Below are 24,754 nucleotides of genomic sequence, written 5' to 3' on the forward strand. Positions count from 1 at the left end.
CTTCGCACCTCGCATGGGTTCAGGCAAGCCGCGTCAGCTGCCGCAACGGACCTCGCCCGAGCCCATCTTGCTGGTGTTGCAGTGCGCGTTCGGCCCCAGGTCGACATCGCCCGAGCCCATCAGCGACACGTCCGCCTGGCCGCTGACGTCCGCATGGACGCCGCCGGAGCCGGCGATCGACACATCGGCGCTCGATACCTTGAGGCCCGGCGCGTCGACGTCGCCCGAGCCGGCGATCGACACCTTCATGCGCCCGGCCTGGCCGTTGGCCTTGAGGTCGCCCGAGCCCGCGATCGAGAGATCGGCCGAGCTCACGCCGAGCTCGCCGATGATGAGATTGCCCGAACCGGCAATCGATCCGCCGAAGTCGCCGCCGGCGACGCGGTCGACGGTCATGTCCCCCGATCCGGCAACGCTGGCGCCCTTCATCGTCGGCATGGTGACATAGACCTTCACGTCCTTCCCGTCGTGATCGCTGCCCCAGTTGAAGCCGTTCTGATTGACGCGACCGACCTTGAGCGTGGTGCCGTCCTTGCGGATGTCGAGCCTGTCGAGCTCCTCGCTCGGGCCCTCCGCGCGTACCGAGAAGGCGGGACCGACCTTGACGTCGACATCGTCGAAGCCGCGCAGGTCGATGTGATCGAAGCCGGCGACCTGGAAGCTGCGGGAGGTGCCCGAGCCGCTGCCGCTGGCCTTGCCGCCGCTGTCGTTGCCCATCGCCACCGACCCACATGCCGCGAGCGGCAACGCCGCCAGTATCACCATCAAGTAGCGCATCGATCCGTCTCCCGATCGTGTATTGCTATAGCAATACACTTGATTGACTACACGTGCAAACGGAAAGGTAGAGCAGGATCGACTTTCGACTGAACCGTCGTTCCCAGCGAAGGCGGGAACCACGATGGCGGCAATTGTGCCCTTCTGCCAAACCGGCCTTCAAACTACGTCCCCCGCCGCGGGCCGGCATCGTTCATCCGAGGCATAGACAAACGACCTCGCCGGCATTGAGCCGGATCGCGACCCTTCCACCATCGCCTCGACACGCGCCGCACCAGCGGCTTCATCCGGATTCGATCATGGGCCCCCTCCCTTGATTGAAGACGACGGGTTCATGCCCGCCGCTCATGCGGGCATCGGGCGGCAGGCGACGTCCGCGCGCTTTCGGCGGCGCGGCTGTTCGCCGGCTCGGGATCGGCGGGATGCTTTCCTCGACCATCGGCAATCGGGCCAGTGATCGCAGGCGCTCTCTTTGCCGGTGGCGGTGGACTGCTCGTCGTGTCGCTGACCATGGGCCTCCGTGGATTGATCGCTATGGCGATGCTGCTGCTATTGCCGCTCGCCTTGCCTCGATTGAACGCCCGCTGATCCGCCGAGCGGTGGATGTTTCTAGAGCACGTCAATTGGCGTGGTGCTCAAACGCGGCAGTCCAAGCCATGTCGCCATCAGGTGCAACTCCTCGACGAGTGCTTCGACCGTGTGTTTCGGTGCATTCGGTTCAGTGCCCGCACGCTGCACAATCAGTGTGCCGGTCTTGCGATCCGCCTTGAGGTCAACGCGGGCGACGAGAGCGCCGTCAAGCAGGAACGGGAGGACGTAGTAGCCGTGCTCGCGCTTGTGGACGGGCGTGTAGATTTCGAGCCGGTAGCGAAAGCCGAACAGCCGCTCGGTGCGCTCGCGGCGCCAGACGAGCGGATCGAAAGGCGACAGGAGAGCCGCCCCGTCGATCTTTCGCCCCGCGCGCGCTCCGCGATGAAGATAGGCCTGCTGCCGCCAGCCGCGGACTCGCACGGGCGTGATCGTCCCCTCCTCGACGAGCTGCGCGATCGGTAGCGGGGCGTCGGCGGCGGGAATGCGATAATAGTCGCGCAGGTCGCCGGCGGTCGCGATGCCTAGCGATCGTGCCGCACGCGCGAGCAGGTCCCGGCGCGCGTCGATGCCTGCAGGTGTAGGCATATCGAGCACGCCGCGCGGCAGCACGCGCTCCGGCAAGTCATATACACGTTCGAAGCTGCCACGCCGATGCGTCGCGGCGACGAGCCCTGCCCAGAATAGCCATTCGAAAGCGTGCTTGGCATCGCTCCATGCCCACATCCCCTTTCGCGCGCCTGAACCGGCCACATCGGAGGCGGCGAGTGGCCCCTCGGCCGCGATGCGCGCCAGCAGCGCGTCAGCCTCGCCGCGCCGCGCCGCTGCGAACGGCTCCAGCTGCCGCCAGATCCCCTTGCCTCGCCGGGCGCGGGCCATGCGCCAGCGCAACAGATGGTGGTGGTCGATCGGCAGCAGCGACGCCTCGTGGCCCCAGTATTCGAAGAAGCGCCTTGGGCGCTGCACCGTGATCCGGTCCAGCAAGGCTCGATCATACAATCCGAGGCGCGAGAACAGCGGGAGGTAATGAGCGCGGACGAGGACGTTGACGCTGTCGATTTGGAGGAGCCCAAGGCGTGCGATCATGCGACGCAGCTGCGCAGCGTCGACCGCATCGCCGCGAACCCGCCCGTTGAACCCTTGGGCGGTGAGCGCGATGCGGCGCGCCTCGGCCGGCGAAATCTCCGCCGTCATGGACATGTGCCTCCGGTTCGGGTTGTCCATATCAACGACTGATCCGGCTGGGGAAGACAAAGTCGTCAAGCGCGCCTCTCTCTCAAGTCAGGCAAGGATGCTGGTCCGCGTCGGCTCGAGAAGCTCGAACCACACTGGGCCGCTCCCGCGCATAGATGCTCGGCGGTATGCCGACGTGCCGCGTGAACGCTGCGCTGAAGCTGCTGGCAGAGCCAAATCCCTCGGCCGAGGTGGCGCGGGTCAACCTGGTCGTCGCGGTGCTGATCTGGCTGATGATCGTGCCGATGCTTCTCAAGATCGATTTCGGCGCGCTCGGTTCGGTCAGGCGGCACTGGAAGGGGATCGGAGTCACGCTGTTCATCAACTGGGCGGTCAAACCCTTCGAACTGGCGGTCGCTGCCGCGATCTCGCTGTTCGGCCTCAACTCGGGCGCGGCGCTTGCGACCGTTGTCGGAGTGTTGGTCGAGGTGCCGGTGATGCTGTCGGTGGTCGCGATCGTGAAGCGGACGCGCGGCTGGTATGAACGATCGGCCCCGACGTTCAGTTGAGCCATTTGAGCGCAGCGACGAGGGAGAGGACGCTCTTTGTCCCCTTGTCGGCGAGAGCGCCGATGCTCCCGCGAAGGCAGGAGCATCGAGTCTCAAGCGAAGCGCCTCTGTGCAGGGCTCCTGCCTCGCAGGAGCGTGTCAACCTCGCTCCAGGACGAAGCGTCAGGCGGCCGCCGGTGGCGCAGGTGGGTCGTTGGGGACCATCAGCCGAGCCAGTTGGGCATAGCGATCGGCAAGTTCGAGATGCAGCCGGCGCGTCATCGTGTCGCCACAGCTCTCCGCGACTGCGCGCTCCTGCGCTTCACGGCGGCGGTAGTAGGCCAGATCCAATCCGTTCATCATGCTTCCACTCCCATCGCGACCATGGGAAGAGACAGCCGTATGCTTGTCGCGGGGACCGTCCGCGCGACTCGACTCGGTTTGTCGCGGTGTGGATAACCTACCACAAACTGTGGAAAAGGTCTTGATCTGGAGCAGGCCGCCTTGGGCAAAATGTCCGCTGGTCCCGATGCGCCGGCTGCGGTAGAGGGGCCTGCCATGAACGACGAGAAACTGGGCGCCCGCAAGGTCGATTACTCGCGGGTCTTCACGCAGGCGATCGACCGGCTCCATGCCGAGGGGCGCTACCGGGTGTTCATCGACATCCTGCGCAACAAGGGCATGTTCCCCAACGCGCGCTGCTTCGCCGGGCACAACGGGCCCAAGCCGATCACCGTGTGGTGCTCCAACGACTATCTCGCGATGGGCCAGCATCCCAAGGTGATCGCGGCGATGGAGGAGGCGCTGCACGACGTCGGCGCCGGCGCCGGCGGCACGCGCAACATCGGCGGCAACACCCATTATCACGTCGACCTCGAGGCCGAGCTCGCCGACCTGCACGGCAAGGAGGCGGCGCTGCTGTTCACCTCGGGCTATGTCTCGAACGAGGCGACGCTGTCGACGCTGGCCAAGGTGCTGCCGGGCTGCATCATCTATTCGGACGAGCTCAATCACGCCTCGATGATCGCGGGCATCCGCAACTCGGGCTGCGAGAAGCGGGTGTGGCGGCACAACGATGTCGCGCATCTCGAGGAGCTGCTCGCCGCCGACGATCCCGAGGCGCCCAAGCTGATCGCGTTCGAGAGCGTCTATTCGATGGACGGCGACATCGCGCCGATCGCCGCGATCTGCGACCTCGCCGACCGCTACAACGCGCTGACCTATCTCGACGAGGTCCATGCCGTGGGCATGTACGGCTCGCACGGCGGCGGCATCTCCGAGCGCGACTCGGTGGCGGACCGCCTGACGATCATCGAGGGCACGCTCGGCAAGGCGTTCGGCGTGATGGGCGGCTATATCGCCGCCGACCGCACGATCGTCGACGTGATCAGGAGCTATGCGCCGGGCTTCATCTTCACCACCTCGCTGTCGCCGGTGCTGGTGGCGGGTGCGCTGGCGAGCGTGCGCCACCTCAAGGACTCGAGCGTCGAGCGCGAGGGGCAGCAGGCCGCCGCCGCCGAATTGAAGGCGATGATGGCCGAGGCCGGGCTGCCGGTGATGAACTCGGTCACGCATATCGTGCCGCTGATGGTCGGCGACCCGGTCAAGGCCAAGCGGATCAGCGACATCCTGCTCGCCGAGTACGGGGTGTATGTCCAGCCGATCAACTATCCGACCGTGCCGCGGGGGACCGAGCGGCTGCGCTTCACCCCCGGTCCGACGCACGACGCCGCGATGATGCGCGAGCTGGTCGACGCGCTGGTCGAGATCTGGGGGCGGGTGGAGCTTCGGCTGGCGGCTTAGACGCCGGCACGGCAGGCAACCGTCATCCCGGCGAGAGCCGGGATCTCAGACGATTGCAGCCCTTAAGCCGCACCGGATCCCGGCTTCGCCGGGATACGATAAGGTCAGGAAAGCGACCCGGTCAATTTCGCCTTAAGCGGCGATTGCGCTTCCTCCGACCGCTGTGGCGATTGCCCGGGCCACTGCGGCGTGAGTGGCGGAGAGAGCGTCATCGTCCGCAGTGCTACCGTTCAGATAGGATGTCACCAGGATCGGCCGCCGCCCGGTAGGCCAGAGCAGGCCGATGTCGTTGTTGGTCCCGTGCGCGCCCGCGCCGGTCTTGTCGGCGACGCGCCAGCCGCGTGGCACACCGGCACGCAGGCGCGCGTCGCCGGTGCGGTTCGCCAGCATCCAGCCGGTCAGCGTCCGGCGCGAGGCGGGGGTGAGCGAGCGGCCGAGCGTCAGCGTGCGGAGCGAATGCAGCATCGCCTGTGGGCTGGTCGTATCGCGCGGATCGCCGGGCGCGGCCTCGTTGAGGATCGGCTCGTAGCGATCGAGCCGGGTTACCTTGTCGCCGAGCGTGCGGGCGAAGCGCGTCACGCCGGCGGGGCCGCCGACCAGCGGCAGCAGCAGGTTGGCGGCGCCGTTGTCGCTCTCCGTCATCGTCGCGTGGCAGAGCTCGGCGAGCGTCATTGCGTCGCCGACACGCCGTTCGACGACCGGCGAGTGGCTGACGATGTCGGCGCGCTGCACCGTCACCGTACGGCCCATCCGCAGCCGGCCGGCATCGGCAGCGTGGAGCACTGCTCCGCATAAGAGAAATTTGAAGGTGCTGCACATCGGGAAACGTTCGCCGCCGCGATGCGCGAACCGCTGCCCCGTCTGCAGGTCGAGCAGCGCGACGCCGAGCCGGCCGCCGCTCCGCGCTTCGACGTGGCGGATCGCATCGGCGAAGGCGGTGCCGCCGAAATCATCGGTTTCCTGCGCCTGTGCCAGCTCCACGTCGATCAGCGCGATCGCGGCGAGGCCGCCCATTCCCAACAGCATCCGGCGTCGGTCCATCGTCTTCGCTCCTATGTCGATGGGCCGAGAATGCGGGCTGGCCGGCACGCGCACAAACGATCATAACTGGACCGAGCCACTCGGAAAATTGGGGTCTCATATGGATCGCGCCCAGCTGCCGCTCAACGCCCTGCGCGCCTTCGAAGCGGCGGCGCGGCATCTCAGCCTCACGCGCGCCGGACTGGAACTGTGCGTCAGTCAGGCGGCGGTCAGCCACCAGGTCAATCGGCTGGAGGATGTGCTGGGGGTGCAGCTGTTTCATCGCCTGCCGCGCGGGCTCGCGCTCACCGACGAAGGCGCGGCGCTGGTGCCGGTGCTGGCCGAGAGCTTCGACCGCATCTCGGCGCTGCTCGACCGCTATGCCGGCGGCCGGCTGCGCGAGGTGCTGACGGTGGGTGTGGTCGGCACCTTCGCGACCGGCTGGCTGCTGCCGCGCCTCGCCGAGTTCAACGCCGCGCACCCTTTCGTCGACCTGCGCGTCCGGACCAACAACAATCGCGTCGACCTGGCGGGGGAGGGACTCGATTACGCGATCCGCTTCGGCGACGGCGCCTGGCACGGCGTCGAGGCCGATCCGTTGCTGACGGCGCCGCTGACGCCGCTCTGTGCGCCGGCGGTGGCGGGGCGAATCGCGCGGACGGAGGATCTCGCGGGGGAGGTGCTGCTGCGTTCCTACCGGCCCGACGAGTGGTCGCGCTGGTTCGATGCGGCCGGCGTGCCGTGTCCGGCGCTGCATGGTCCGGTGTTCGACTCGTCCGTGACGATCGCCGCCGCGGCGACGGCGGGCAGCGGCGTGGCGCTGCTGCCGGCGGCGATGTTCGGACCGGCGCTCGACCGCGGCGATCTGGTGCGGCCGTTCGCGCTGGAGGTGGAGACCGGGCGCTATTGGCTGACGCGGCTCAAGGCCCGTGCGCCAGACCTGGCGATGCGGGCGTTCCGCGATTGGCTGCTCACGTCGGTCCGTCCGACGGAGTGAGTCGCGGTTTCAGACATTTCCACGGAGAATACGGATCATCGGTGCCGTCCGGACGGCGAAGCGAAATTGCGACGTCATGCCGGTGAGTTTATGCTGCGATGCAGCGACGGGAGGTATCCGTTATGAGTGCAAGACCGGTTCGTAAGGCGGTGTTTCCGGTGGGTGGCCTCGGCACCCGCTTCCTTCCAGCCACCAAGGCGATCCCCAAGGAGATGCTGCCGATCGTCGATCGGCCGCTGATCCAGTACGCGGTCGAGGAGGCGCTCGAGGCGGGGATCGAGCAGATGGTCTTCGTCACCGGCCGCGGCAAGGCGGCGATCGAGGACCACTTCGACATCGCCTTCGAGCTCGAGGCGACGATGAGCGGGCGGGGCAAGTCGCTCGACATCCTGGGGCCGACGCGGCTGCGGCCGGGCGCGGTCACCTATGTCCGCCAGCAGGAGCCGCTGGGACTCGGCCATGCGGTGTGGTGCGCGCGCGACGTGGTCGGTGACGAGCCGTTCGCGGTGCTGCTCGCCGACGATTTCATGGTCGGCAAACCCGGCTGCCTCAAGCAGATGATCGACGCCTACAACCGCGTCGGCGGCAACGTGATCTGCGCCGAGGTCGTGCCCGACGAGCACACGCACCGCTACGGCATCATCACGCCGGGCGCGGCCGACGGCCCGCTTACGGAGGTGAAGGGTCTGGTCGAGAAGCCTGCGCCCGGCACCGCGCCGTCCAATCTGTCGGTGATCGGCCGCTACATCCTCCAGCCCGAGGTGATGACGATCCTCTCCGGTCAGGAGAAGGGCGCGGGCGGCGAGATCCAGCTCACCGACGCGATGGCGCGGATGATCGGCGAGCAGGCGTTCCATGGCCTGACCTTCGCCGGCACGCGCTATGATTGCGGCGACAAGATCGGCTTCCTCCATGCCAATCTGGCGATGGCGTTGTCGCGCGAGGAGATGGCGGACGATGTCGAGCTGATCATGAACGAGCTTCTCGAAGCACGGGTCGAGCCGCGCCGCGCGGCGTGATCTCGGCGTAATTTTCACTGTCATCAAGGAGACTCACGATGCGGATCGTGATGATCGGGTCGGGTTACGTCGGCCTGGTGTCGGGCGCCTGCCTGGCGGATTTCGGACATCAGGTGGTCTGCGTCGACAAGGACGCGGGCAAGGTCGCGCGGCTCAAGGCGGGGGAGATCCCGATCTATGAGCCGGGCCTCGACGAGCTGGTAGAGCGCAACGTCGCGGCGGGCCGCTTGTCCTTCTCCATCGAGCTGGCGGAGCCGGTGCAGCAGGCCGACGTGGTGTTCATCGCGGTCGGCACGCCGGCGCGGCGCGGCGATGGCCATGCCGATCTGTCCTATGTCTATGCCGCGGCCGCCGAGATGGCGCCGTCGCTCCGCGGCTTCACCGTGGTGGTGACCAAGTCGACCGTGCCGGTCGGCACCGGCGACGAGGTCGAGCGCATCCTGCGCGAGCATAATCCCGATGCCGAGGTCGCCGTCGCCTCCAATCCCGAATTCCTGCGCGAGGGCGCGGCGATCCAGGACTTCAAGCGCCCCGATCGCATCGTTATCGGCATCGAGGACGATCGCGCGCGGCCGGTGATGGAAGAGGTCTATCGCCCGCTCTACCTCAACCATTCGCCGATCCTGTTCACCGGCCGGCGGACGAGCGAGCTGATCAAATACGCCGCCAACGCCTTCCTGGCGATGAAGATCACCTTCATCAACGAGATGGCGGACCTGTGCGAGCAGGTCGGCGGCGACGTGCAGGAGGTGGCGCGCGGCATCGGGCTCGACAACCGCATCGGGTCCAAGTTCCTCCACGCGGGCCCGGGCTATGGCGGCTCGTGCTTCCCCAAGGATACGCTGGCGCTGGTCAAGACGGCCGAGGACGCCGGCACGCCGATCCGGCTGATCGAGGCCACGGTCGCGGTCAACGACACGCGCAAGCGCGCGATGGGACGCAAGGTGATCGCCGCCTGCGGCGGATCGGTGCGCGGGCGCAAGGTCGCGGTGCTCGGCCTCACCTTCAAGCCCAACACCGACGACATGCGCGACGCGCCCTCACTCGCCGTCATCCAGGCGCTGGAGGACGGCGGTGCGCAGGTTTGCGCCTTCGATCCCGAGGGCATGGCCGCGGCGCGGCCGATGCTGCCCACGGTCGAGTTCGCCAACTCGCCCTATGAGGCGGCGAAGGATGCGGTGGCGCTCGTGATCGTGACCGAATGGGACGCGTTCCGCGCGCTCGACCTCCAGAAGCTGCGCGGTGAGATGGCGGGCGACGTGCTCGTCGACCTGCGCAACATCTATCGGCCGGAAGCGGTGACCGCCGCCGGCTTCACCTACACCGGCATCGGCCGGGCGATGCAGCCGATCGCGGAGGAGCTCAGCGTGGCCGCGGAGTGACCGCGGCCACTGCCATCAGATTGTTACACAGATGGTGGCCGTAACGAAACTACTCACCGCAAAATTGTAAAATTTTGTAAAATATTAACCGTTAAACGGTTACATCCCTCGCGGGCGGACTCGACCGATCCGCCAGCAGCGGGGGATCTAACATGCGGAGCTACGTCCTGTGCTCGCTTGCGAGCACACTCTCTCTTTGCGCGCTCGGCGGATGCTCGGGCGACGGCGATTCGACCACGACGACTGCTGCGACCGAGACCGAAGGTCTGGTCGTCATTAACGAGCCGGTGACACCGGTTGCCACGACCCAGCCGACCGCCTCGGTGTCGGCGACGACATTATCGGCGACCACTACCAATGCCAACGCCTTCGCCGATTTCGACTTCGCGAACGGCACCAGATTGCCCGACAAGGCGACGCTGTCGCTCGGGCCGGCGGTGTTCCAGCCGGGTGCGAGCGTGGCCAACGTGCCGGTCACGCTCGACCGGCCGACGCCCAACACGGTGATCGCGCGCGTCACAACCGTCGACGGATCGGGCGAGACCAAGGCGGTCGCGGGCACCAACTACAGCACGGTCGACACCGTGGTGGTGTTCCGTCCCGGCGATCCGCAGCGCCAGACGATCACCGTGCCGATCCTGTCGGCGAGCGACGGCCAGCAATTCTCGGTGAAGCTGCGGGAGGCGCCGTGGGGTGCCGACCAGGGCACCGCATCGGCGACCGTGACGGCCGATTCCTCGAGCCCGGCGACGGCGGCGGCCACCACCGGCTTCCGCGCGCCGCGAACGTTCAGCGCAACCGGCACGCTGCAATATGAGATGACCTATGAGAAGATGTGGTGGTCGGACGCGGGCCATGCCGGCGCCTGGTCGACCCAGCTCCCCAACGGGCGCGCGCAGCCGGCCAATGGCGAGACCGGCATGTACCTCGACGGGTGGGTCTATCGGGACAGGAACATCGAGGCGCCGCTGCGCTACACCGACGAGGGATTGGTGATGCACACCCAGGTGCTGAAGGAGCCGATCACCTACAACGGCGTCGCCTACAACTATGGATCGGTGGTGCTCAGCGGCCACAACACGCCGTCCACCCAGATCGGCTACGGCCAGTACGAATGGGTGGCGAAGATGCCCAGCCGGCGCGGCTCCTGGCCGGCGTTCTGGCTGATCTCAACCTCGGGCTGGCCGCCCGAGATCGACGTCTTCGAAGGGTTCGGCTACCAGAGCTACTGGGACTTCGACCGCCATATCTCCTCGACGATCCATGGCGGTGCCAATGCCGTGCGGTCGTTCCAGCGCGGCTCGGTGATCCAGGCGGAGCAGGCCTATGGGCTGTCGGGCTTCTCGCAAGGGTTCCACAGCTATGCGGTCGACATCCAGCCCGATTACATCACCTGGTTCGTCGACGGGGTAGAGACCTATCAGAGCGTCAACCCGTTCAAGGGCTTCCGCTTCTATCCGATCATGGATGTAGCGGTGAAGACAACCAGCCCCTATGACGACGGCTCGGGCGACATGGTGGTCAGGAGCTTCCGCGCCTGGGCGTCGTGAGCTTTCGCGGGAGCGGCGTAGATCGCGTCGCTCCCACCCGCCAGTGCATAGAGACGTCCGAGCGCCTTTACCCATTGGCCGGCGATGTCGAGCCGGCGCTCCCGCTGCCAGGCCATCGTCGGGAGAAGCAGCGTGCGTAGCCCCAGCAGGGCGAACGAACGTGCGGCGAGCGTGAGCCTTCCCAGCGCCCCGGCCCGACGCTTGCGCGCGGCCATGATATCGGTGATCCCGATCCGCCACATGCGCCTGAGCACCCAACTCTTGCGCGCGCGTTCCGGCCCGACGGATTCGTAAACCACCGCCGACGGCGCCCAGGCAAAGGTGACGCCCGCCGTCCGGAGGCGGGTCAGGAAATCCATGTCCTCGCCGCCGCTGAGGTTGAAGGCGGGATCGAACCACGGCTGATCGATGGCTTCCAACGCCCGCCGCTCGACCAGCAGGTTGTTGGCGGCATAGAGCATATCGGTCAGCCCCTCGCGGCGCTGCTCGGGGCGGAACACCAGTGTCTGCATCGCCCAGCCGGGAGCGTCTTCGACGAATCTCGGCTCGACCGGCCCGGCGACGACGCCGGCGCCGGTGTTCCGCTGGACCAGGGTCAGCTGGGCGAGCCATTCGGGGCCGGGCCATTCGTCGTCGTCGATCATCGCCAGCCGGCGCATCGCGGGATAGCGCAGCGCCTGCTCGACGATGGCGTTGCGGACATGCGCCAGCCCCGGCTCCGGCACGGCGATGATCGCGATCGGGGCGGGAAAGCCGTTCGCCGCGGCAGCGCCCGCGACCGCGACGCCTTCACGGCCGGCATCGTCGTTGTCGGCGACGAGCAGCATCGCATCGTCCAGCCCCTTGAGGCGCGCCAGCGCGTCGAGCAGGTGGCGCAGCCGCTCCGGCCGGCGGAAGGTGGGGATGGCGATGACGGTGCTCGGCGCGCTCATCGTCACTCGGCGGGGGTTTGCTGGAGCACCGGGCGCGGCCGCACCAGGCGCTGCTCCAGCCGCTTGACGGCGCGGTGGCCGGGCACCTCGATCAGCAGATAGCTCGCCCAGCAGACGAGCCAGGTCGCGACCAGCGTGACGATCAGGAACGCCCAGTCCCAGCCGACGAAGCCGTGCCGGTGGGCTAGCCCCATGCCGCGCGCGAACACGTCGCGGACCAGCGGATGCCAGAGGTAGATCGAATAGCTGATGAGGCCGAGGTGGAACGACACCGGATTGGCCAGCGTCGCACGGGCGAGGCGGCCATCATAGTAGCCGGCGATCACCAGCAGCGGGAAGCTGATCGCGACGATCACGTCGCCGCCGGGGATCAGGAAGGCGGCGAAGATCGCGGCGCAGGCGATGACGAACCCGCGCTCGCCGCCCAGCAGCCGCTCGCACCACGGCTGCTGCGCGATGCGATAGGCGAGCACGCCGAGCGAGAAGCCCGCGACGCAGCGCAGCACCGGCAGGATCGAATCGGCGTCGTTGACGTCGAGCGGCCCGCGCGAGCCGTGTCCGAGCGTCGCCACCAGCACCAGCAGCGCGACCGACCCCGCCGCCTGCAACCAAGCGAGGCGCGAGAAGGCGATCAGCGCGATCAGCGGATAGGCGAGATAGGCGACCAGCTCGGTGCTGACCGACCAGCTGTTGCCGGCGAACGCCTGCGTGCCCCAGCCCCAGCTCTGCACCATCAGGAGGTTGGAGACGACGTTGGCCGGGGTGAGCGCGACCGGCTGCTCGCCCGAGACGTTGATCAGGACGCGCAGGATGAACACCAGCGCCACGACGAAATGGAGCGGCCACACGCGCGCCATGCGGTTGACGAGGAAATCGCCGTAGCTCGGCCATCCCATCCGCTTCACCACGCGCTCATAATAGCCGAGCGAGATGACGAAGCCGCTCAGCACGAAGAACAGGTCGACGCACAGATAGCCGCGCGAGAACAGCGGCATCGCGAAGGCGGCGAAGGCGGCGTGATGCGGGATGTGATAGAGCAGCACCGCCACCGCGGCGATCCCGCGAAGACCGGTCAACGGCGCGATCCTCATGCCCACCCTCCCTCTGCTCGTCGTGATTGCGCGGCGCGGGTCGGCGCCTTGTCAAAGGCGGCCGCAATCGCCGCCCAGAGCCGCTTGCGGTTGAGATCGGCGTCGAGCGGCAGCCCGCGCGAGAACTGTCCGTCCGGCCAGCGGTATTCGGGATAGGTCGACAGCCAGGAATAACGATCCGACAGGCCCCAGCTCAGCACCGGCCCGACCGCTCGGTTATCGAGCGCGACATCGAGGAAAGCGCGACCGACCGCGGCGACGTCGGCGTCACGCAGGTCGACTCGGCCCGGGCCGCCGCGGTCGGCGATGTCGAACTCGGTGATAGCGATTCCGAGGTCCATGCCGCGCACTTCGGCGAGGAAATCGGCGAAGACCTTTTCCGAGAAACCCTCGCGGAACGGCTTGAGGTGCCCCTGGATGCCGAGCGCATCGACCGGCACGCCGCGGGCGAGCAGGCGCTCGAGCAGCTTGAGGATCGCGCCGCGCCGCGCCGCGCACCGGGCGGAATCATGCTCCAGGCCGAAATCGTTGAGGAACAGCCGGGCGTCGGGATCGGCCTCGCGCGCGGCGTGGAAGGCGATGTCGATATAGCGCTCGCCGAACGCCTGCGCCCATGGGTTCTTGGCGCGCATCCCGTCCGGGCGGCCTTCCTTGGGTTCGACCGCCTCGTTGACCACGTCCCACTCGCCGATCCGTCCGGCGTAGCGGTGCATCGCGGTATCGATATAGCCGGTCAGCAGCGCTTCGCGCGCCGGCCCTTCGGCCTGCGCCAGCGCCGCTTCGAGCCACGGCGGATTGAACGCGTACCAGACCAGAGTATGCCCGCGCATCGCCAGGTCGTGCGCCCTGGCGAAGTCGGCGAGTCGATCGGCACCACTGAAGTCGTAGCGGCCCGGCTTGGCCTGGGTCACATGGCGCTTCAGCTCATATTCGGGGACGATCATCCCCGCCTCGCGCAGCACCGCGGCGATGAAGGGGGGATCCTTCGCGAGCTGGCTCGACTTGATCGCGCAACCGAAATGCCGGCCGCTCCGCCGCGCCCGCGCGTCGAGGCCCGGGCCGCTGGTATCGGGCATCGGCGGCACCGACCGCACCGCGCTGGTGGCGAGCGGCAGCGCCGTCGCGGCGGCGAGACCGGCGATGACCGCGCGGCGCCTCATATCCGATAGCCCTTGAAACGGCTGACGAAGGCGATCCATCGATCGGCGGTGCGGCGATAGAGGTTGTCGGGGATGACGATCTGGAGCAGCACGATCGCGGCGACGTGCGGGCGGAAGGCGCCGTGGCGGAGCGCGCCGAGATAATAGCGCAGCGCCGTGCGCCGGCTGGTCGGCCACACGCTCTTGGCGGCGTGCCAGCCCATGTACGCCGAATAGGCACGCGCCGAGATGTGCGGGCGCAGGTCCTTGAGCCAGGTCAGGTTGCCGATGTTCGAGCGCACCTGCGACAGCCGGTTGTCGGTGTGCCGGTCGGCCCACAGCACGGTCGCGCGGGAGGCCATCAGGAAACGCGCGCCATGGAGCGAGAGGCGCACGGCGAAGTCGGTGTCGTCGCCGAAGCCGACGTCCTCGCGGTAGCGCACCATCCTGGCGAGCCCGCGCGGGAGGGCGAGGCTGCTCGTCTGGATGAAGCCGCGGTCGCACATCAGATAGCGGTCGACGCTCTCGCCGAGGCGGATCTCGCGGTAGGGCTTGAGGAAGCGGCGGCCCGAGCCGCGGTCGACGATCACGCGGCTGTAGGCGACGACGTCGTCGCCCTGCGCCAGCAGCGGCAGCAGGTCGGCGAGGTGATCGGGCAGGAAACGGTCGTCCGAATCGAGGAAGGCGACATAGCGCCCGCGCGCCTCGGCGACGCCGCGGTTGCGCGCGGCGGTGGCGCCGGCATTGTCCTGGACGATGACGGTAAGCCGCGGATCGCGGATCGCGGCGAGGGCCTCGGGCGTGCCGTCGTTCGATCCGTCGTCGACGACGATCACCTCGATGTCGCGGACGGTCTGGGCGAGCGCCGATTCCACCGCCTCGATCACGGTCGCGCGGCGGTTGTAGGTCGGCACGACGACCGAGAAGAGCGGCGGTTCCTCCACCTCGGCCGGTCCCAGGGGGCGAGCGGCACGCGCCATCACTTGCCCGCCTGGCCGAAGCGGTGGACGAACTGGTTGACGAGCGTTCGGTAAAGCGACTTGGGGAGGTAGGAGCGCAGCAGCTGCCGGGCGAGGATGCGCGGCGGCACTCCGCCGAACAGCAGCCCCCGCACCAGTTCGCGGATCGTCGCGAGCGGGCGGATCGGCGCCATGTGGTAGGCGAGCACCGTCGCGCGATAGCCGTGCCGGGCCCGCTTGGTGAGCAGATGGCCGCAGCGGTCGAGCCAGTCGAGCGAGGTCTCGTAGCCGCGGACGTAGGAGGTGCGCCCCATCTCGGTCGCGTCGAGCCAGATCGTCAGCGGCTGCTCGATCATGCGGAAGCGCGCGCCCTCGACCTGGAGGCGGACGCTGAAGTCGAGGTCCTGGCCCTTTTTGAGCGCCGGGTCGAAGCGCACGCGCTTGGCGAGGACGGCGGGCACCACCAGCGTCGACGTCTGCATGAACTGATTGGCGCAGAACAGATATTCGCCGACGTCCTCGTCCTCGCGGATGCCGCGGTCGGGACGGACCCAGTAGCGGTCGACGCCGCGGTCGACCTTCATCTGCGAATAGAGGACGGTCAGCTCGTCGTGCGGCAGCGCGGCCGCCATGATCGAGAGCTTGCCGGGCAGGAACTGGTCGTCCGAATCGAGGAAGGCGACGTAGCGGCCCCGCGCCTCCTCGATACCGCGGTTACGCGCCGCGCCGCCGCCGGCATTGGCCTGGCGGATGTAGCGGATGCGCGGGTCGCCGAACGCGGCGATCACCGGGGCGGGATCGTCCTTCGATCCGTCGTCGACGACGATGATCTCGAAGTCCTGATAGTCCTGGTCGAGCACCGACCGGATCGTCTTTCCGACGATGGCCGCGCGATTGTAGAGCGGGATCACCACCGAGAAGGTTGGCTCGAAGGTGGGCTGGATCGGGTCGTGCATCATGCGCCGTGCACCTTGCTGTACTCCTCGTAGCGATGGCCGGTGAGCGCCGCGATCTTGCCGGCGGCGCGATAGACCTGACCGAGCCGGACGATGCGCTTGCCGCGGTCGAGCGTCAGCGCGGCGCCGATCCCGCCCACCACCACGCCGCCGGCGATGCGCGGCGCCTCGGCGGCGGCGGCCTTGAGCCGGCTCGAATGGAAAATCTCGATCAGCATGTCGGTCATGCCGATGCGGTAGCCGCGCATCAGCAGCCACTTGGAGGTGATGCGGCTCGCCGGGATGAGCTCGGTGACGCGCGCCTCCTCGGCCCAGGCGAAGCGGGCGCCGGCGCGCTGCATCCGGGTGAAGAGCTGCTTGTCCGACCCGCCGGTGAGCGCCATCTGCTCGTTGAACGGCCGGTCACCGATCGACCGCAGCGCATCGGCGGCGATGAGGACGTTGGCGGTGCTGTCGACCAGCGGGACGGGGCCGGAAGCGCCGCGCGACTTGGGCTGGAGCAGCGGATGTGCCTTCGCCCAGGGCGCGACCTCGCCCTCCAGCTCGCGCAGCACCGCGCCGCCGACCACGTCGGCGCCGGTCGTCGCCTGGCAGGCGAGCATCGCCTCCAGCCAGCCGGGCTCCGCCGCCTCGTCGTCGTCGAGCATCGCGACGAAGCGGACGCCCGGCAGCGCCAGTGCCGCCGCGACCAGCGCGTTGCGCGCCTGGGGAATGCCGGGTTCCGCCACCGTCAGCAGATGGAGCGGCCAGCGATAGCCCTCGGCCCTCAGCGCCTCCGCCGCGGCGATGCCCTCGCGGCCCTCGCCGTCATTGTCGGCGACGACCACCGCGACCGCACGCGTGGTCTCAAGCGCCGCCAGCGAGCGGAGCGTGCGCGTCAGGCCCTGGGGGCGCTTGCGGGTGGCGACGCAGATCGCGACGTCGGTCATGCGGCGGCTCCGGCGACAGAGTGGGCGGGGCGGGAATGGCGGCGCCAGCGCGGACGCTCCACCGACTTGAACGAGGCGTGTGCGACCGCGATCGCCGACAGGAAGATGATCCAGACCTGTCGGTCCTTGTCGAAGAAGGAGGTCTCGAGCAGGTTCTGGTAGAGCACGAAGCTCCAGATCCCGAAGGCCGTCGACAGCAGCAGCACGTTGTTGCGGGTCGCGCCGGTCAGGAACCAATAGGCCGGCATCGCCACGAACGAGAGCAGCAGCAGCACCAGGCCGACCGGGCCGGTGGTGACCAGGATCTCGAGATAGCCGTTGTGCGAGTGGGCGGTGAACAGGTGGAACTGCTGATTGATGTACTGACGCGACGGCGACAGCTCGCCGACCTGCCAGAAGCCGCCGAAACCGGCGCCGAGATAGGGGTGATCGGCGAGATAGTCGAAGTCGACCTTCCAGATCGAGACGCGTCCGGTGAAGGAGGTGGGATCGGCGAACAGCCGCTCGATCGTCGGCTGGAAGGCGATGTAGAGCCCGAGGAAGGTGACCATCCCCGCGCCGACCAGCAGCAGCAGCACCGCGCGTTTCGAGATCGAGCCGCTCAGCAGGCGGTAGATCGAGCTCGCCAGCAGGATGACCAAGCACAGCGCGGTCGACGTCTTGCTCTTGGTGCCGATCACGAACACCAGCGCCAGCACGCTCAGCACCGCGAACGACCATTTGCGCGTCGAGAAGAAGGCCTGGGCGCAGACCACGAAGGTGAGCGCCATCACCGCGCCGGCGATGTTCTTGTGGAAGAAGAAGCCGCGCCAGGCGCCGACCAGCGCCTTGTCGCTCTCGGTCGGCGGGTGGACCGCGTTGGGGGTGAGCGGCAGCGAGATCCAGCAGATGAGGAGCGAGACGATCAGCGCCGCGCGCAGCGTCTCGTAGAGCCGCTGGGGCCCGAGCAGCGCCAGCGAGAGGAAGGTGATGTAGATCACGATCGCCTGCTGCATCACGCGCTTGAACGAGACGAACGGATCGACGCCCCAGCTGCACGAGAGCAGGAACCAGGCGAGCATCACGACGAGCGGCCAGAAGGTGAAGCGGTAGTGGATATCGTGCCGTCGGAACAGCTCGATCCCGGTGAGCAGCAGCGCGAAGCCGATGAAGAAGGCCTGCTTGAACAGGTCCGAGCCGTCGCTGTTGGCGGCCGCCGCCACCAGCTGCTCCTGGGTGCGCGGCGAGAAGGGCTGCTGCCCGATGAAGATCAACATCAGGAAGACGAAATAGACCGCCTGCGCGATCGGCAGCGTCGCGCCTTCCCCGGCTGCGTTCGCGGCGGCGGCGGTGCGCGCGATCCGCGAGGGCGCCGCGGCGTGCACCGCCGCGCGGCGGTGCCAGGTGGCGCGCAGGCTCATTGCGCGGCCTCCGCTGCGGCGGGGCGCAGGCGGCGCTCCAGCCGGAGGATGCCGAGCATCATCACCAGCTGCGACAGCACCACGCCCGCAACGGTGTAGACCGGCGGCACGGTGAAGGTCAGCAGCAGCACGGCGGCGATGCCGACCAGGCAGCTGCGCACGCTGGTCGCCGCCAGCGGACGGAAGGCGCCACGTGCCTGGGTCAGCACGCTCATCGGCGATTGCAGGCACTGCACGAGGGTCAGCAGCGAGGAGAGCGCGGCGGCGATCGTCACCGTGGTGACCGACAGCGTCGGGCGGATCAGGATGTGCGGGAAGAACCAGAGGATCACTGCGGCGGTGATCGAAGTGGCGAGCCACACCGCGGCGAGCGCAGCGGTGAAAGCCTGGGAGGAGCGCCGTGCCGCGCGCTCGTCGCCATGCGCGACCGCGCGCGCCATCCGCGGCCGCTCGAGCTGGGTGAGCGCGGTGATGCAGACGTTGACCGGACGGAAGAACAGCGCGCCCACCGCGATCGGCGCGAAGGCGGCCGGGCCGGCGAGCGCGGTCACCGCATAGCTGTGGGCGTTGGAGGTCGCCTCGGTGGTGATCACGCCGATCAGCGTCCAGGCCGACTGGCGCTTCCAGACCTCGCGATAATCGCCGAATGCGCGCACGAGGCCGAGCGGGCGGTGGCGGGCGAGGAAGCGCAGGCCGAACGGCGCGAGGCCGACGAGGCCGGCGATCGCCAGCACCGCGCCGAACAGCTCGAGCCGGGGGCCGAAGGCGAGCGTCCCGGCGACGCCGGCGGTGACCAGCCCCGCATAGACGAAGTCGGAGAAGGCGGCGGTCGCCGGCCGGTGGTGGGCATAGGAGGTGGCGCGGCCGAACCAGCGCAGCAGCGAGACGACGCCCGCCGCCCCGAACGCGGCGGCGGCGAGCGGCCCCGCCATCACCCAGCCGATGCCGGCGCAGATCAGTCCCTGCGCCAGCGACAGCAGCAGGTTGAGCGGGAAGAAGTAGCCATGGTCGCCTTCCTCCTCCGACCGCTGGTTGACCGCGATCGCATAGGGGGTCGAGACCAGCGCGTTGGACAGGCCGTAGCCGAGCTGGATGATCACCAGCAGGAAGGCAAGCGTGCCCACCTCGGTCGCCGACAGCCGGCGCACCGAGACGAGCTGGACGAGCAGATGGCTCGCCGAGACGAAGGCCGAGGACATGCTCGCCAGCCCGAACCGCGCCAGCGTCGCGCGCAGCGGCGTCTTGGTCGGGGTGCTGGCGATGGCCTGGGCATCAGCCATGGCGATGCTTCCAGATCAGCCACAGCGCATGGGGATTGGTGGTGAGATAACGCCAGGCGAGATGGCGCGGGTTGGTCGCCATGCGGTGGAGCCATTCGAGCCCGGCGTCCTGCATCCACTGCGGGGCGCGCGGATAGTCGCCGGTGACGTAGTTGAACAGCCCGCCGCAGGTGACGATCCAGCCGGCGCGCAGGCGATTCCTGTTGCGCACGCAGAAGGCCTGCTCGCGCGGCTTGCCGGTGCCGACCCACAGCACGTCGGGCGCGGCCGCGTTGATCGCCTCGATCACCTCGGCCTCTTCCTCGGGCTTCCAATAGCCGTTGCGGCGGCCGGCGAGCTCCAGGCCCGGCGCCATCGCGGTGATGCGCTCGGCGCATCCGGCGTTCACCTCCTCGGTGCCGCCGAGCAGATAATAGCGGACCTTGCGGGCGGCGGCGGCGGGCAGACTGTCGATGAACATGTCGGTGGTGCTCGACCGGTCGGCGATCGGCGTCGGCGCGAACCAGCGCGAGGCGGCGACGATCACCTGCCCGTCGGCGTGGATGAGGTCCGCCTGCGCGAGGTCGGCGCGGAAGGCAGGATCGCTGTCGTTGAGCGACAGGCCGTGCCCGTTGCAGTCGAACACCAGCAGCGGCGGCATCCCCGCGCCGACGCGCCGCGGCGCTTCCCGCAGCATCCGGTCGATCAGCGCCTGGAGCGACAGCGTCGACACCGGCACGCCGCCGATCCGCACCGTCTCGTGCCTGCCATCGCCGGTCTCGTCACCGTCATGGCCGGCCCAGTCCAGCGGCGTCGCATATCCTTGCACCGTGCTCATCCCCTTGCCCTCGAGATGTCGAAAATGGGTCAGCTCATCACCGAGCCGGCGATCGGCACGCGGTGGCGGTCGAGGTCGTCGATCGCGCGCCGGATCTCCGAGAGCGGCGTGATCCCGCGTCGCGCGACCAGCGCCACCGCGTCGAACTTCTCGAGGATGTTGCCGAACGCGGTAGTCCCGCGCGGCCGCTCGGCCAGGTAGACGAGCAGATTGGCCGCGGGCAGGTTCCAACGGTCCGCCACCTCGGCGAAGGCGCCGCGCTCGACCAGCGTGGCGTTGCCGCTGGCCGCCTGGCCGGCCGACATCAGCCACAGCCGCTCGATCGCGGTCGGCATCAGCGGCAGCCGCAGCGCCATGCCGGCGAGCTGCTCGGCGAGGCCGATCTGGTTGGGGAGCCTGAGCAGCCGGTCGAGCGAGGGCCGTTCGATGTCGGCGTCGACCAGCATGGTCGGCCCGTCCATCTGCGCCATCACCGTGGCGAGGTTGGCGGCGAGGATCGGCGCCTCATCGCCGCCCTGGAGCGAGAGCAGCGCAAGCTTCAGCCGGCCTTCGATCCCGCCCGATTCGCGCGCGGTGGAGAGCAGCTTGGCGCGTACCTTGCGGACCTTGGCGACATAGGGATCGTCGGGGTCGAACGCCGCGGTGAGCAGCGGGTCGACGCGCGTGTCGCCCGGTTCCAACAGCGGCAGGCTGGCGGAGCCGGCGCCTTCCTCTCCGCCCGCGGGCGGTCGCGGCGCGGTCTCGGCGAGCAGCGGGCCGGCGCCCGCGGTGGAACGCAGTCTCATGCAGCCTCCTGTCGGGGAACGAACCAGCCCTCGGGCGAGCTGGCCTTGGGGGAGAGATCGGTGATGACCTCGACCTCGGTAGCGGCGGCGAGGCCGCCGGCCGTGCGCACGCGCGGGCGCAGGATCTCGCTCAGCACGATCGCCGCGACGCCGGCAAGCAGCCCGAGCGCGAGGCCGGCGACCAGGAACAGAGGTATGTTCGGCCGCGCCGGCAGCAGCGGCACGCTCGCGCGGTCGAGCATGGTCGCGTTGGGCTGCGAGATCTGGCTCTTGAGCGCCGCCTCGTTGAAGCGCTGGCGGACGGTGTCGTAGGTCTGGCGCGCCGCCTCGACGTCGCGCTGCATGACCATCAGCTGGTCCTGCACGCCCGACATGCGGATCATCCGATCCTCCTGCCGCGTCATCTCCGCGCGCAGCTCGGCCTCGCGCCGGCTGGCGGCGTTGCTGTTCGCGGTCATCGCCGTGGTCTGGTTGGCGCGTGCGGCGGCGAGGCGCTGCTGGAGCTCGGCGAGCTCGGCCCTGGCGGCGACCATCTGCGGGTGGTTGGGCCCCAGCGTCTTGGCGAGCTGCGCGACCTTGGCCGAGGCGGTGGCGACCGCCTCCTCGATGTTCTGTACGACCAGCGTGGTCTGGACGTCGGACACGCCGCCCGATCCCGACTTGGAATGGGCGGTGGCGGCATCCGCCTGCGCCTGGGTGAGGTAAGCGGAGAGGTTCTTGAGCTTCTCCGCCTCCAAGTCCATGCGGTTGACGCCGATGATGTCATGCGCGCGCTGGAAGTCGGAGAGACGCTTCTGCGCAAGCTCGTAGCGGCGGCGCACATCGGCGGTGCGCGCCTCGAACCATTCGGCAAGGCCCTTGGCCGCGGCGGCGCGCAAGCCGACCTGCTCCCGCATGTAGATCTCGGCGGCAAGGTTGGCGACGCGGGCGGCGACCTCAGGGTCCGGGTCGAGGAACTGGATCTGCAGCACGTTGCTCTGCCGTCCGGTGGTGACGTTGAGCCCGCCACGCACGCGCGCGGCCGCCTGCTGCAGCCGCGCCGCAGGCGGCAGGTCGGCCGGCGTCGCGTCGACGAAGCCGGCGCGCTGCGCCACCTCGTTGGTCACCTTGGCGCTGCGGATCAGGTCGACCTGGGTCGCCAGGATCGAGTCGACCTCGACCCGGGCGCCCGGCTGCTGCTCACTGTCGGTCGGATCGGTCTGCGACAGATCGAGCAGCAGCGAGGAGGTGCCGAGATACTGCCGCGGCATCATCAGCGCGCCCGCGGCGACCGCCAGGAATATGGCGAGCGTGATCGCCGCGACCGGCTTCCACCGCGCCTTCAGCGCTTCGACGAGATCGGCTGCCCTGACGGTCATAGCCCTGCCACTCCCTGCAGAAGCTCGCGCGCCCGGCTGCTGTCGCTCGTGTGAGCGGGCATGGCGGTCATCCGGCCGGTGCCGTTCGCCATCAGCACGAGGAATTGGGGCGCGAGCGAATCTTCGAACTGGAACTCGCCGGCGACCGGCGTCTCGCGCAGCGCCGGCCCGATCAGGCCGATCGTGCGGTCGATCGATTCCGGACGGCTCAGCTGGTCGCCGAACAGATCGGCGGCGGCCGCGGTCAGCCGCTCGAAGCTGAGCGCGGGCGAATGCGCCGCCAGCACGCCGGCCAGCGCGACGACCCCGCGCAGCGTGCCCGCCTCGGCCAGCGCGCGCTCGAACAGCGCGTGCGGGCCGGGGGTGAGCTCGCTCCATTCGGCGACCGCGTCGGTGAGGCCGCGACGCGCGTCGGCGAGCGTGACCACCTCATGGTCCGCCGCCTCCGCGACCAGCGCCGCGTGCATCCCGAACAGCCGCGCGTGATAGGGCGAGCCGATTGCGGCGGAAGCGATCGTCTGCGTCGCCTGCTCCTCGAAGGCGATCCCGGCCTGCCTGGCGCACAGCTCGAGCAGGCCGGCGAGGTCGTCGCGCTCGATCGGCGGCGTCGGCTGGGCATAGAGATGACGGCGCAGCGACGGATGCGCGGCGATCAGCCCGTCGACGTTGGCGGCGATACCGACCAGCACGATCTGCACCGGCGCCTGGATGTCGGACAGCAGCTTGAGCAGCGCGGCGACGTCCTGCTTGGTGCGGTCGGACGCGACGCGGTCGAACTCGTCGATGATCAGGACCGCCCGTTGCGTGAGGCTCTGGACGAACAGGTTGCCGAGCTGCTGCACGTCCAACGGCGGCTGAGCGGCCGCCCCACCACGCAGCGGCAGCTCGGCGAGGAAGGGGCGGAACAGCGCGTCGATGTCGGCTTCGGCGTCGGCCGAACCGTAGAGCGCGACGCAGCCCGCCTCGTCGGCGAGATCGCCGAACACGCGCGCGAGCGAGGTCTTGCCCGATCCGCGCGCGCCGAAGATCAGCGCGTGCTTGTGCTGGTTGACGACGGCGTCGACCAGCCGTGCCAGCTCGCGCTGACGGCCGGCGAGGCCGTGGCGGTCGGTGACCGGCACCGCCGTGTTGAACGCCGTGAACACCGCGTTGCGGCGGAAGGCGATCTTCGGCGCCGCCGGCTGCACGGCCATCGACAACCGGGGCCCCGGCGCCTCCGGCAGCGGCAACGGGGGATAGTCGACGGCTTCGGGGATGCGCCGGGCGCTGCCCGCACCGCCGCCCACCAATGTCCGAAGCCATAGCTGCAATCGCTTGCTCCAGCTCATGCGCGCACCTCCAAATCGGCGCCGGACGCGGCGCCGGAACGTCGTCAGAACAGCTTTTCGCGGATGATCAGGACGTCCTCTGGCTGCACCGGATCGTCGAGGCTGATGTCCTCGATCTCCTTTCCGGCGCGGCGCACCTTGATGCGGCGGGTCGAGCCCGCGAGAGTCGGGCCGCCGGCCAATGCCAGCGCCTGGCGGAAGGTCTGGCCGGGCACGTAGTTGAACGCGCCGGGCTGCTGGACCTGGCCGTAGACGTAGACCTTCTCGGCCGGCGGCACGAACAGGATGTCGCCGGGCTTGAGCATACGGCCCGCGCCGGCGCTCATGTCGGCGAGCGAGATGCGGACCGGACCGCTGCCGTCTGCCGGCGTCAGGATCACCGCGTTGGCGCCGGTGGCGGTGGAGCCGCCCGCCTTCGCCAGCATCGCCGCGACGGAGTAGGAGCGATCGAGCGGGTAGTTGCCCGCCTGCGGCACGTTGCCGAGCACGGTCACGAAGTTGCTGACGAACTGCGAGACCTCGACGGCCACCTGCGGGTTGTTGAGATAGCCGCCCTGGCTGTAGCCGGCCGAGATCGCCTCGGCGAGCTGCACCGTGGTCTTGCCCGCTGCCGGCACCGAGCCGAGCATCGCCAGGCGCACGGTGCCGTCCGCCTTGACGCGGGTGGTGACCGACAGGTCGGGCTGGCCGTAGATGCTGATCTTGAGCTCGTCGTCGGGGCCGAGCTTGTAGCCGGGGCCGGCCGCGGCGGCGGGAGCGGGCGGGGTGGCGGCAGCAGCAGGCGCCGCCGCCTGCGTCGCCTGTGCGGGAGCCTGGGCGACTTCAGCGGGCGTCTGTGCCGCTGCCGGAGCGGCAGCGGCCAGCATTGCGAGCGAGGCCATGCAGTGCACGAGCTTGGCCTTCGACCAGGAGATGATCCTCAT

At 69.0% G+C, this 24,754-nt stretch carries 22 protein-coding genes and 1 pseudogene; 6 read left to right on the top strand and 17 right to left on the bottom strand.

Features of this window, described 5'->3' with window-relative positions; translation table 11 throughout:
* Positions 1-33 precede the first annotated feature (33 nt).
* Together ACMGER_RS06610 and ACMGER_RS06615 are read right to left on the bottom strand one after the other, a co-directional pair.
* A complete protein-coding gene (locus tag ACMGER_RS06610; protein ID WP_436811295.1) occupies positions 34-777 on the bottom strand; it encodes a head GIN domain-containing protein in 744 nt (247 codons plus the stop codon).
* Between the two features lie 609 nt (positions 778-1,386).
* Positions 1,387-2,559: a winged helix-turn-helix domain-containing protein gene (locus ACMGER_RS06615; protein WP_436811296.1), complete on the bottom strand. Its 1,173-nt coding sequence runs from the start codon at positions 2,557-2,559 to the stop codon at positions 1,387-1,389.
* Between the two features lie 221 nt (positions 2,560-2,780).
* Here ACMGER_RS06615 and ACMGER_RS06620 point away from each other — a divergent pair.
* A pseudogene (locus ACMGER_RS06620) lies at positions 2,781-3,107 on the top strand (arsenic resistance protein); the annotation flags it as partial.
* Positions 3,108-3,269: 162 nt separating this feature from the next.
* Here the strand turns inward: ACMGER_RS06620 and ACMGER_RS06625 are convergent.
* Positions 3,270-3,449: a hypothetical protein gene (locus ACMGER_RS06625; RefSeq protein ID WP_436811297.1), complete on the bottom strand. Its 180-nt coding sequence runs from the start codon at positions 3,447-3,449 to the stop codon at positions 3,270-3,272.
* 195 nt (positions 3,450-3,644) lie between these two features.
* Here ACMGER_RS06625 and hemA point away from each other — a divergent pair, with 195 nt between their 5' ends.
* Positions 3,645-4,889, top strand: a complete 1,245-nt coding sequence (hemA, locus tag ACMGER_RS06630; protein WP_436811298.1) for a 5-aminolevulinate synthase — start codon at positions 3,645-3,647, stop codon at positions 4,887-4,889.
* A gap of 132 nt (positions 4,890-5,021) precedes the next feature.
* Here the strand turns inward: hemA and bla are convergent, their stop codons facing one another.
* Positions 5,022-5,930, bottom strand: a complete 909-nt coding sequence (gene bla, locus ACMGER_RS06635; RefSeq protein WP_436811299.1) for a class A beta-lactamase — start codon at positions 5,928-5,930, stop codon at positions 5,022-5,024.
* Between the two features lie 100 nt (positions 5,931-6,030).
* On the opposite strand from bla, the gene ACMGER_RS06640 reads away from it, so the two are divergent.
* The 4 genes from ACMGER_RS06640 (at position 6,031) to ACMGER_RS06655 (ending at position 10,857) form a co-directional block, all read left to right on the top strand.
* Complete coding sequence (locus ACMGER_RS06640; protein WP_436811300.1) at positions 6,031-6,906, top strand: LysR substrate-binding domain-containing protein; 876 nt, start codon at positions 6,031-6,033, stop codon at positions 6,904-6,906.
* Between the two features lie 122 nt (positions 6,907-7,028).
* Positions 7,029-7,925: a UTP--glucose-1-phosphate uridylyltransferase GalU gene (gene galU / locus ACMGER_RS06645; protein ID WP_436811301.1), complete on the top strand. Its 897-nt coding sequence runs from the start codon at positions 7,029-7,031 to the stop codon at positions 7,923-7,925.
* A gap of 38 nt (positions 7,926-7,963) precedes the next feature.
* On the top strand, positions 7,964-9,307 hold the full coding sequence (locus ACMGER_RS06650; RefSeq protein WP_436811302.1) for a UDP-glucose dehydrogenase family protein: 1,344 nt from the start codon (positions 7,964-7,966) through the stop codon (positions 9,305-9,307).
* 152 nt (positions 9,308-9,459) lie between these two features.
* The gene (locus tag ACMGER_RS06655) at positions 9,460-10,857 is read left to right on the top strand and encodes a family 16 glycosylhydrolase (RefSeq protein WP_436811303.1); all 1,398 of its coding nucleotides are present in this window, start codon (positions 9,460-9,462) and stop codon (positions 10,855-10,857) included.
* Here the strand turns inward: ACMGER_RS06655 and ACMGER_RS06660 are convergent.
* From ACMGER_RS06660 to ACMGER_RS06720, 13 genes are read right to left on the bottom strand one after another with little or no spacing between them, the layout of a single operon-like run.
* Positions 10,800-11,789 carry a glycosyltransferase family 2 protein gene (locus ACMGER_RS06660; RefSeq protein ID WP_436811304.1) on the bottom strand — a complete coding sequence of 330 codons (990 nt, stop codon included), beginning with the start codon at positions 11,787-11,789 and terminating at the stop codon, positions 10,800-10,802. The genes ACMGER_RS06655 and ACMGER_RS06660 overlap by 58 nt on opposite strands.
* Positions 11,790-11,791: 2 nt before the next feature.
* Positions 11,792-12,880, bottom strand: coding sequence for an acyltransferase family protein (locus tag ACMGER_RS06665; RefSeq protein ID WP_436811305.1), 1,089 nt, complete (start codon positions 12,878-12,880; stop codon positions 11,792-11,794).
* Entirely contained in the window at positions 12,877-14,040 is a 1,164-nt protein-coding gene (locus ACMGER_RS06670; RefSeq protein WP_436811306.1) for an endo-1,4-beta-xylanase, read from the bottom strand. The genes ACMGER_RS06665 and ACMGER_RS06670 overlap by 4 nt, the downstream gene beginning before the upstream one ends.
* Complete coding sequence (locus ACMGER_RS06675; protein ID WP_436811307.1) at positions 14,037-14,999, bottom strand: glycosyltransferase family 2 protein; 963 nt, start codon at positions 14,997-14,999, stop codon at positions 14,037-14,039. Before ACMGER_RS06675 ends, ACMGER_RS06670 begins: the two co-directional genes overlap by 4 nt.
* The gene (locus ACMGER_RS06680; RefSeq protein ID WP_436811308.1) at positions 14,999-15,937 is read right to left on the bottom strand and encodes a glycosyltransferase family 2 protein; all 939 of its coding nucleotides are present in this window, start codon (positions 15,935-15,937) and stop codon (positions 14,999-15,001) included. The genes ACMGER_RS06675 and ACMGER_RS06680 overlap by 1 nt, the downstream gene beginning before the upstream one ends.
* On the bottom strand, positions 15,934-16,863 hold the full coding sequence (locus ACMGER_RS06685; RefSeq protein ID WP_436811309.1) for a glycosyltransferase family 2 protein: 930 nt from the start codon (positions 16,861-16,863) through the stop codon (positions 15,934-15,936). Before ACMGER_RS06685 ends, ACMGER_RS06680 begins: the two co-directional genes overlap by 4 nt.
* Entirely contained in the window at positions 16,860-18,263 is a 1,404-nt protein-coding gene (locus ACMGER_RS06690) for an O-antigen ligase family protein (RefSeq protein WP_436811310.1), read from the bottom strand. The genes ACMGER_RS06685 and ACMGER_RS06690 overlap by 4 nt, the downstream gene beginning before the upstream one ends.
* Positions 18,260-19,543, bottom strand: a complete 1,284-nt coding sequence (locus ACMGER_RS06695) for a lipopolysaccharide biosynthesis protein (protein WP_436811311.1) — start codon at positions 19,541-19,543, stop codon at positions 18,260-18,262. Before ACMGER_RS06695 ends, ACMGER_RS06690 begins: the two co-directional genes overlap by 4 nt.
* Positions 19,536-20,360 (bottom strand): WecB/TagA/CpsF family glycosyltransferase, encoded by an 825-nt coding sequence (locus tag ACMGER_RS06700; RefSeq protein ID WP_436811312.1) that lies wholly within the window; start codon positions 20,358-20,360, stop codon positions 19,536-19,538. Before ACMGER_RS06700 ends, ACMGER_RS06695 begins: the two co-directional genes overlap by 8 nt.
* 29 nt (positions 20,361-20,389) lie before the next feature.
* On the bottom strand, positions 20,390-21,145 hold the full coding sequence (locus ACMGER_RS06705; protein ID WP_436811313.1) for a P-loop NTPase family protein: 756 nt from the start codon (positions 21,143-21,145) through the stop codon (positions 20,390-20,392).
* Entirely contained in the window at positions 21,142-22,503 is a 1,362-nt protein-coding gene (locus tag ACMGER_RS06710) for a GNVR domain-containing protein (RefSeq protein ID WP_436811314.1), read from the bottom strand. The genes ACMGER_RS06705 and ACMGER_RS06710 overlap by 4 nt, the downstream gene beginning before the upstream one ends.
* A complete protein-coding gene (locus ACMGER_RS06715) occupies positions 22,500-23,831 on the bottom strand; it encodes an nSTAND1 domain-containing NTPase (protein WP_436811315.1) in 1,332 nt (443 codons plus the stop codon). The genes ACMGER_RS06710 and ACMGER_RS06715 overlap by 4 nt, the downstream gene beginning before the upstream one ends.
* A gap of 44 nt (positions 23,832-23,875) precedes the next feature.
* A complete protein-coding gene (locus ACMGER_RS06720) occupies positions 23,876-24,754 on the bottom strand; it encodes a polysaccharide biosynthesis/export family protein (protein ID WP_436811316.1) in 879 nt (292 codons plus the stop codon).

The organism is Sphingomonas astragali, assembly GCF_051400615.1.
GTDB lineage: Bacteria > Pseudomonadota > Alphaproteobacteria > Sphingomonadales > Sphingomonadaceae > Sphingomonas.

Coding starts and splice junctions, on each gene's coding strand:
- galU (WP_436811301.1), top strand. CDS start 7,029: ATGAGTGCAAGACCGGTTCGTAAGGCGGTGTTTCCGGTGGGTGGCCTC.
- ACMGER_RS06705 (WP_436811313.1), bottom strand. CDS start 21,145: ATGAGACTGCGTTCCACCGCGGGCGCCGGCCCGCTGCTCGCCGAGACC.
- ACMGER_RS06625 (WP_436811297.1), bottom strand. CDS start 3,449: ATGATGAACGGATTGGATCTGGCCTACTACCGCCGCCGTGAAGCGCAG.
- ACMGER_RS06720 (WP_436811316.1), bottom strand. CDS start 24,754: ATGAGGATCATCTCCTGGTCGAAGGCCAAGCTCGTGCACTGCATGGCC.
- ACMGER_RS06680 (WP_436811308.1), bottom strand. CDS start 15,937: ATGATGCACGACCCGATCCAGCCCACCTTCGAGCCAACCTTCTCGGTG.
- ACMGER_RS06665 (WP_436811305.1), bottom strand. CDS start 12,880: ATGAGGATCGCGCCGTTGACCGGTCTTCGCGGGATCGCCGCGGTGGCG.
- ACMGER_RS06715 (WP_436811315.1), bottom strand. CDS start 23,831: ATGAGCTGGAGCAAGCGATTGCAGCTATGGCTTCGGACATTGGTGGGC.
- ACMGER_RS06690 (WP_436811310.1), bottom strand. CDS start 18,263: ATGAGCCTGCGCGCCACCTGGCACCGCCGCGCGGCGGTGCACGCCGCG.
- bla (WP_436811299.1), bottom strand. CDS start 5,930: ATGGACCGACGCCGGATGCTGTTGGGAATGGGCGGCCTCGCCGCGATC.
- ACMGER_RS06685 (WP_436811309.1), bottom strand. CDS start 16,863: ATGACCGACGTCGCGATCTGCGTCGCCACCCGCAAGCGCCCCCAGGGC.
- hemA (WP_436811298.1), top strand. CDS start 3,645: ATGAACGACGAGAAACTGGGCGCCCGCAAGGTCGATTACTCGCGGGTC.
- ACMGER_RS06660 (WP_436811304.1), bottom strand. CDS start 11,789: ATGAGCGCGCCGAGCACCGTCATCGCCATCCCCACCTTCCGCCGGCCG.
- ACMGER_RS06615 (WP_436811296.1), bottom strand. CDS start 2,559: ATGACGGCGGAGATTTCGCCGGCCGAGGCGCGCCGCATCGCGCTCACC.
- ACMGER_RS06700 (WP_436811312.1), bottom strand. CDS start 20,360: ATGAGCACGGTGCAAGGATATGCGACGCCGCTGGACTGGGCCGGCCAT.
- ACMGER_RS06650 (WP_436811302.1), top strand. CDS start 7,964: ATGCGGATCGTGATGATCGGGTCGGGTTACGTCGGCCTGGTGTCGGGC.
- ACMGER_RS06695 (WP_436811311.1), bottom strand. CDS start 19,543: ATGGCTGATGCCCAGGCCATCGCCAGCACCCCGACCAAGACGCCGCTG.
- ACMGER_RS06675 (WP_436811307.1), bottom strand. CDS start 14,999: ATGGCGCGTGCCGCTCGCCCCCTGGGACCGGCCGAGGTGGAGGAACCG.
- ACMGER_RS06655 (WP_436811303.1), top strand. CDS start 9,460: ATGCGGAGCTACGTCCTGTGCTCGCTTGCGAGCACACTCTCTCTTTGC.
- ACMGER_RS06710 (WP_436811314.1), bottom strand. CDS start 22,503: ATGACCGTCAGGGCAGCCGATCTCGTCGAAGCGCTGAAGGCGCGGTGG.
- ACMGER_RS06670 (WP_436811306.1), bottom strand. CDS start 14,040: ATGAGGCGCCGCGCGGTCATCGCCGGTCTCGCCGCCGCGACGGCGCTG.
- ACMGER_RS06610 (WP_436811295.1), bottom strand. CDS start 777: ATGCGCTACTTGATGGTGATACTGGCGGCGTTGCCGCTCGCGGCATGT.
- ACMGER_RS06640 (WP_436811300.1), top strand. CDS start 6,031: ATGGATCGCGCCCAGCTGCCGCTCAACGCCCTGCGCGCCTTCGAAGCG.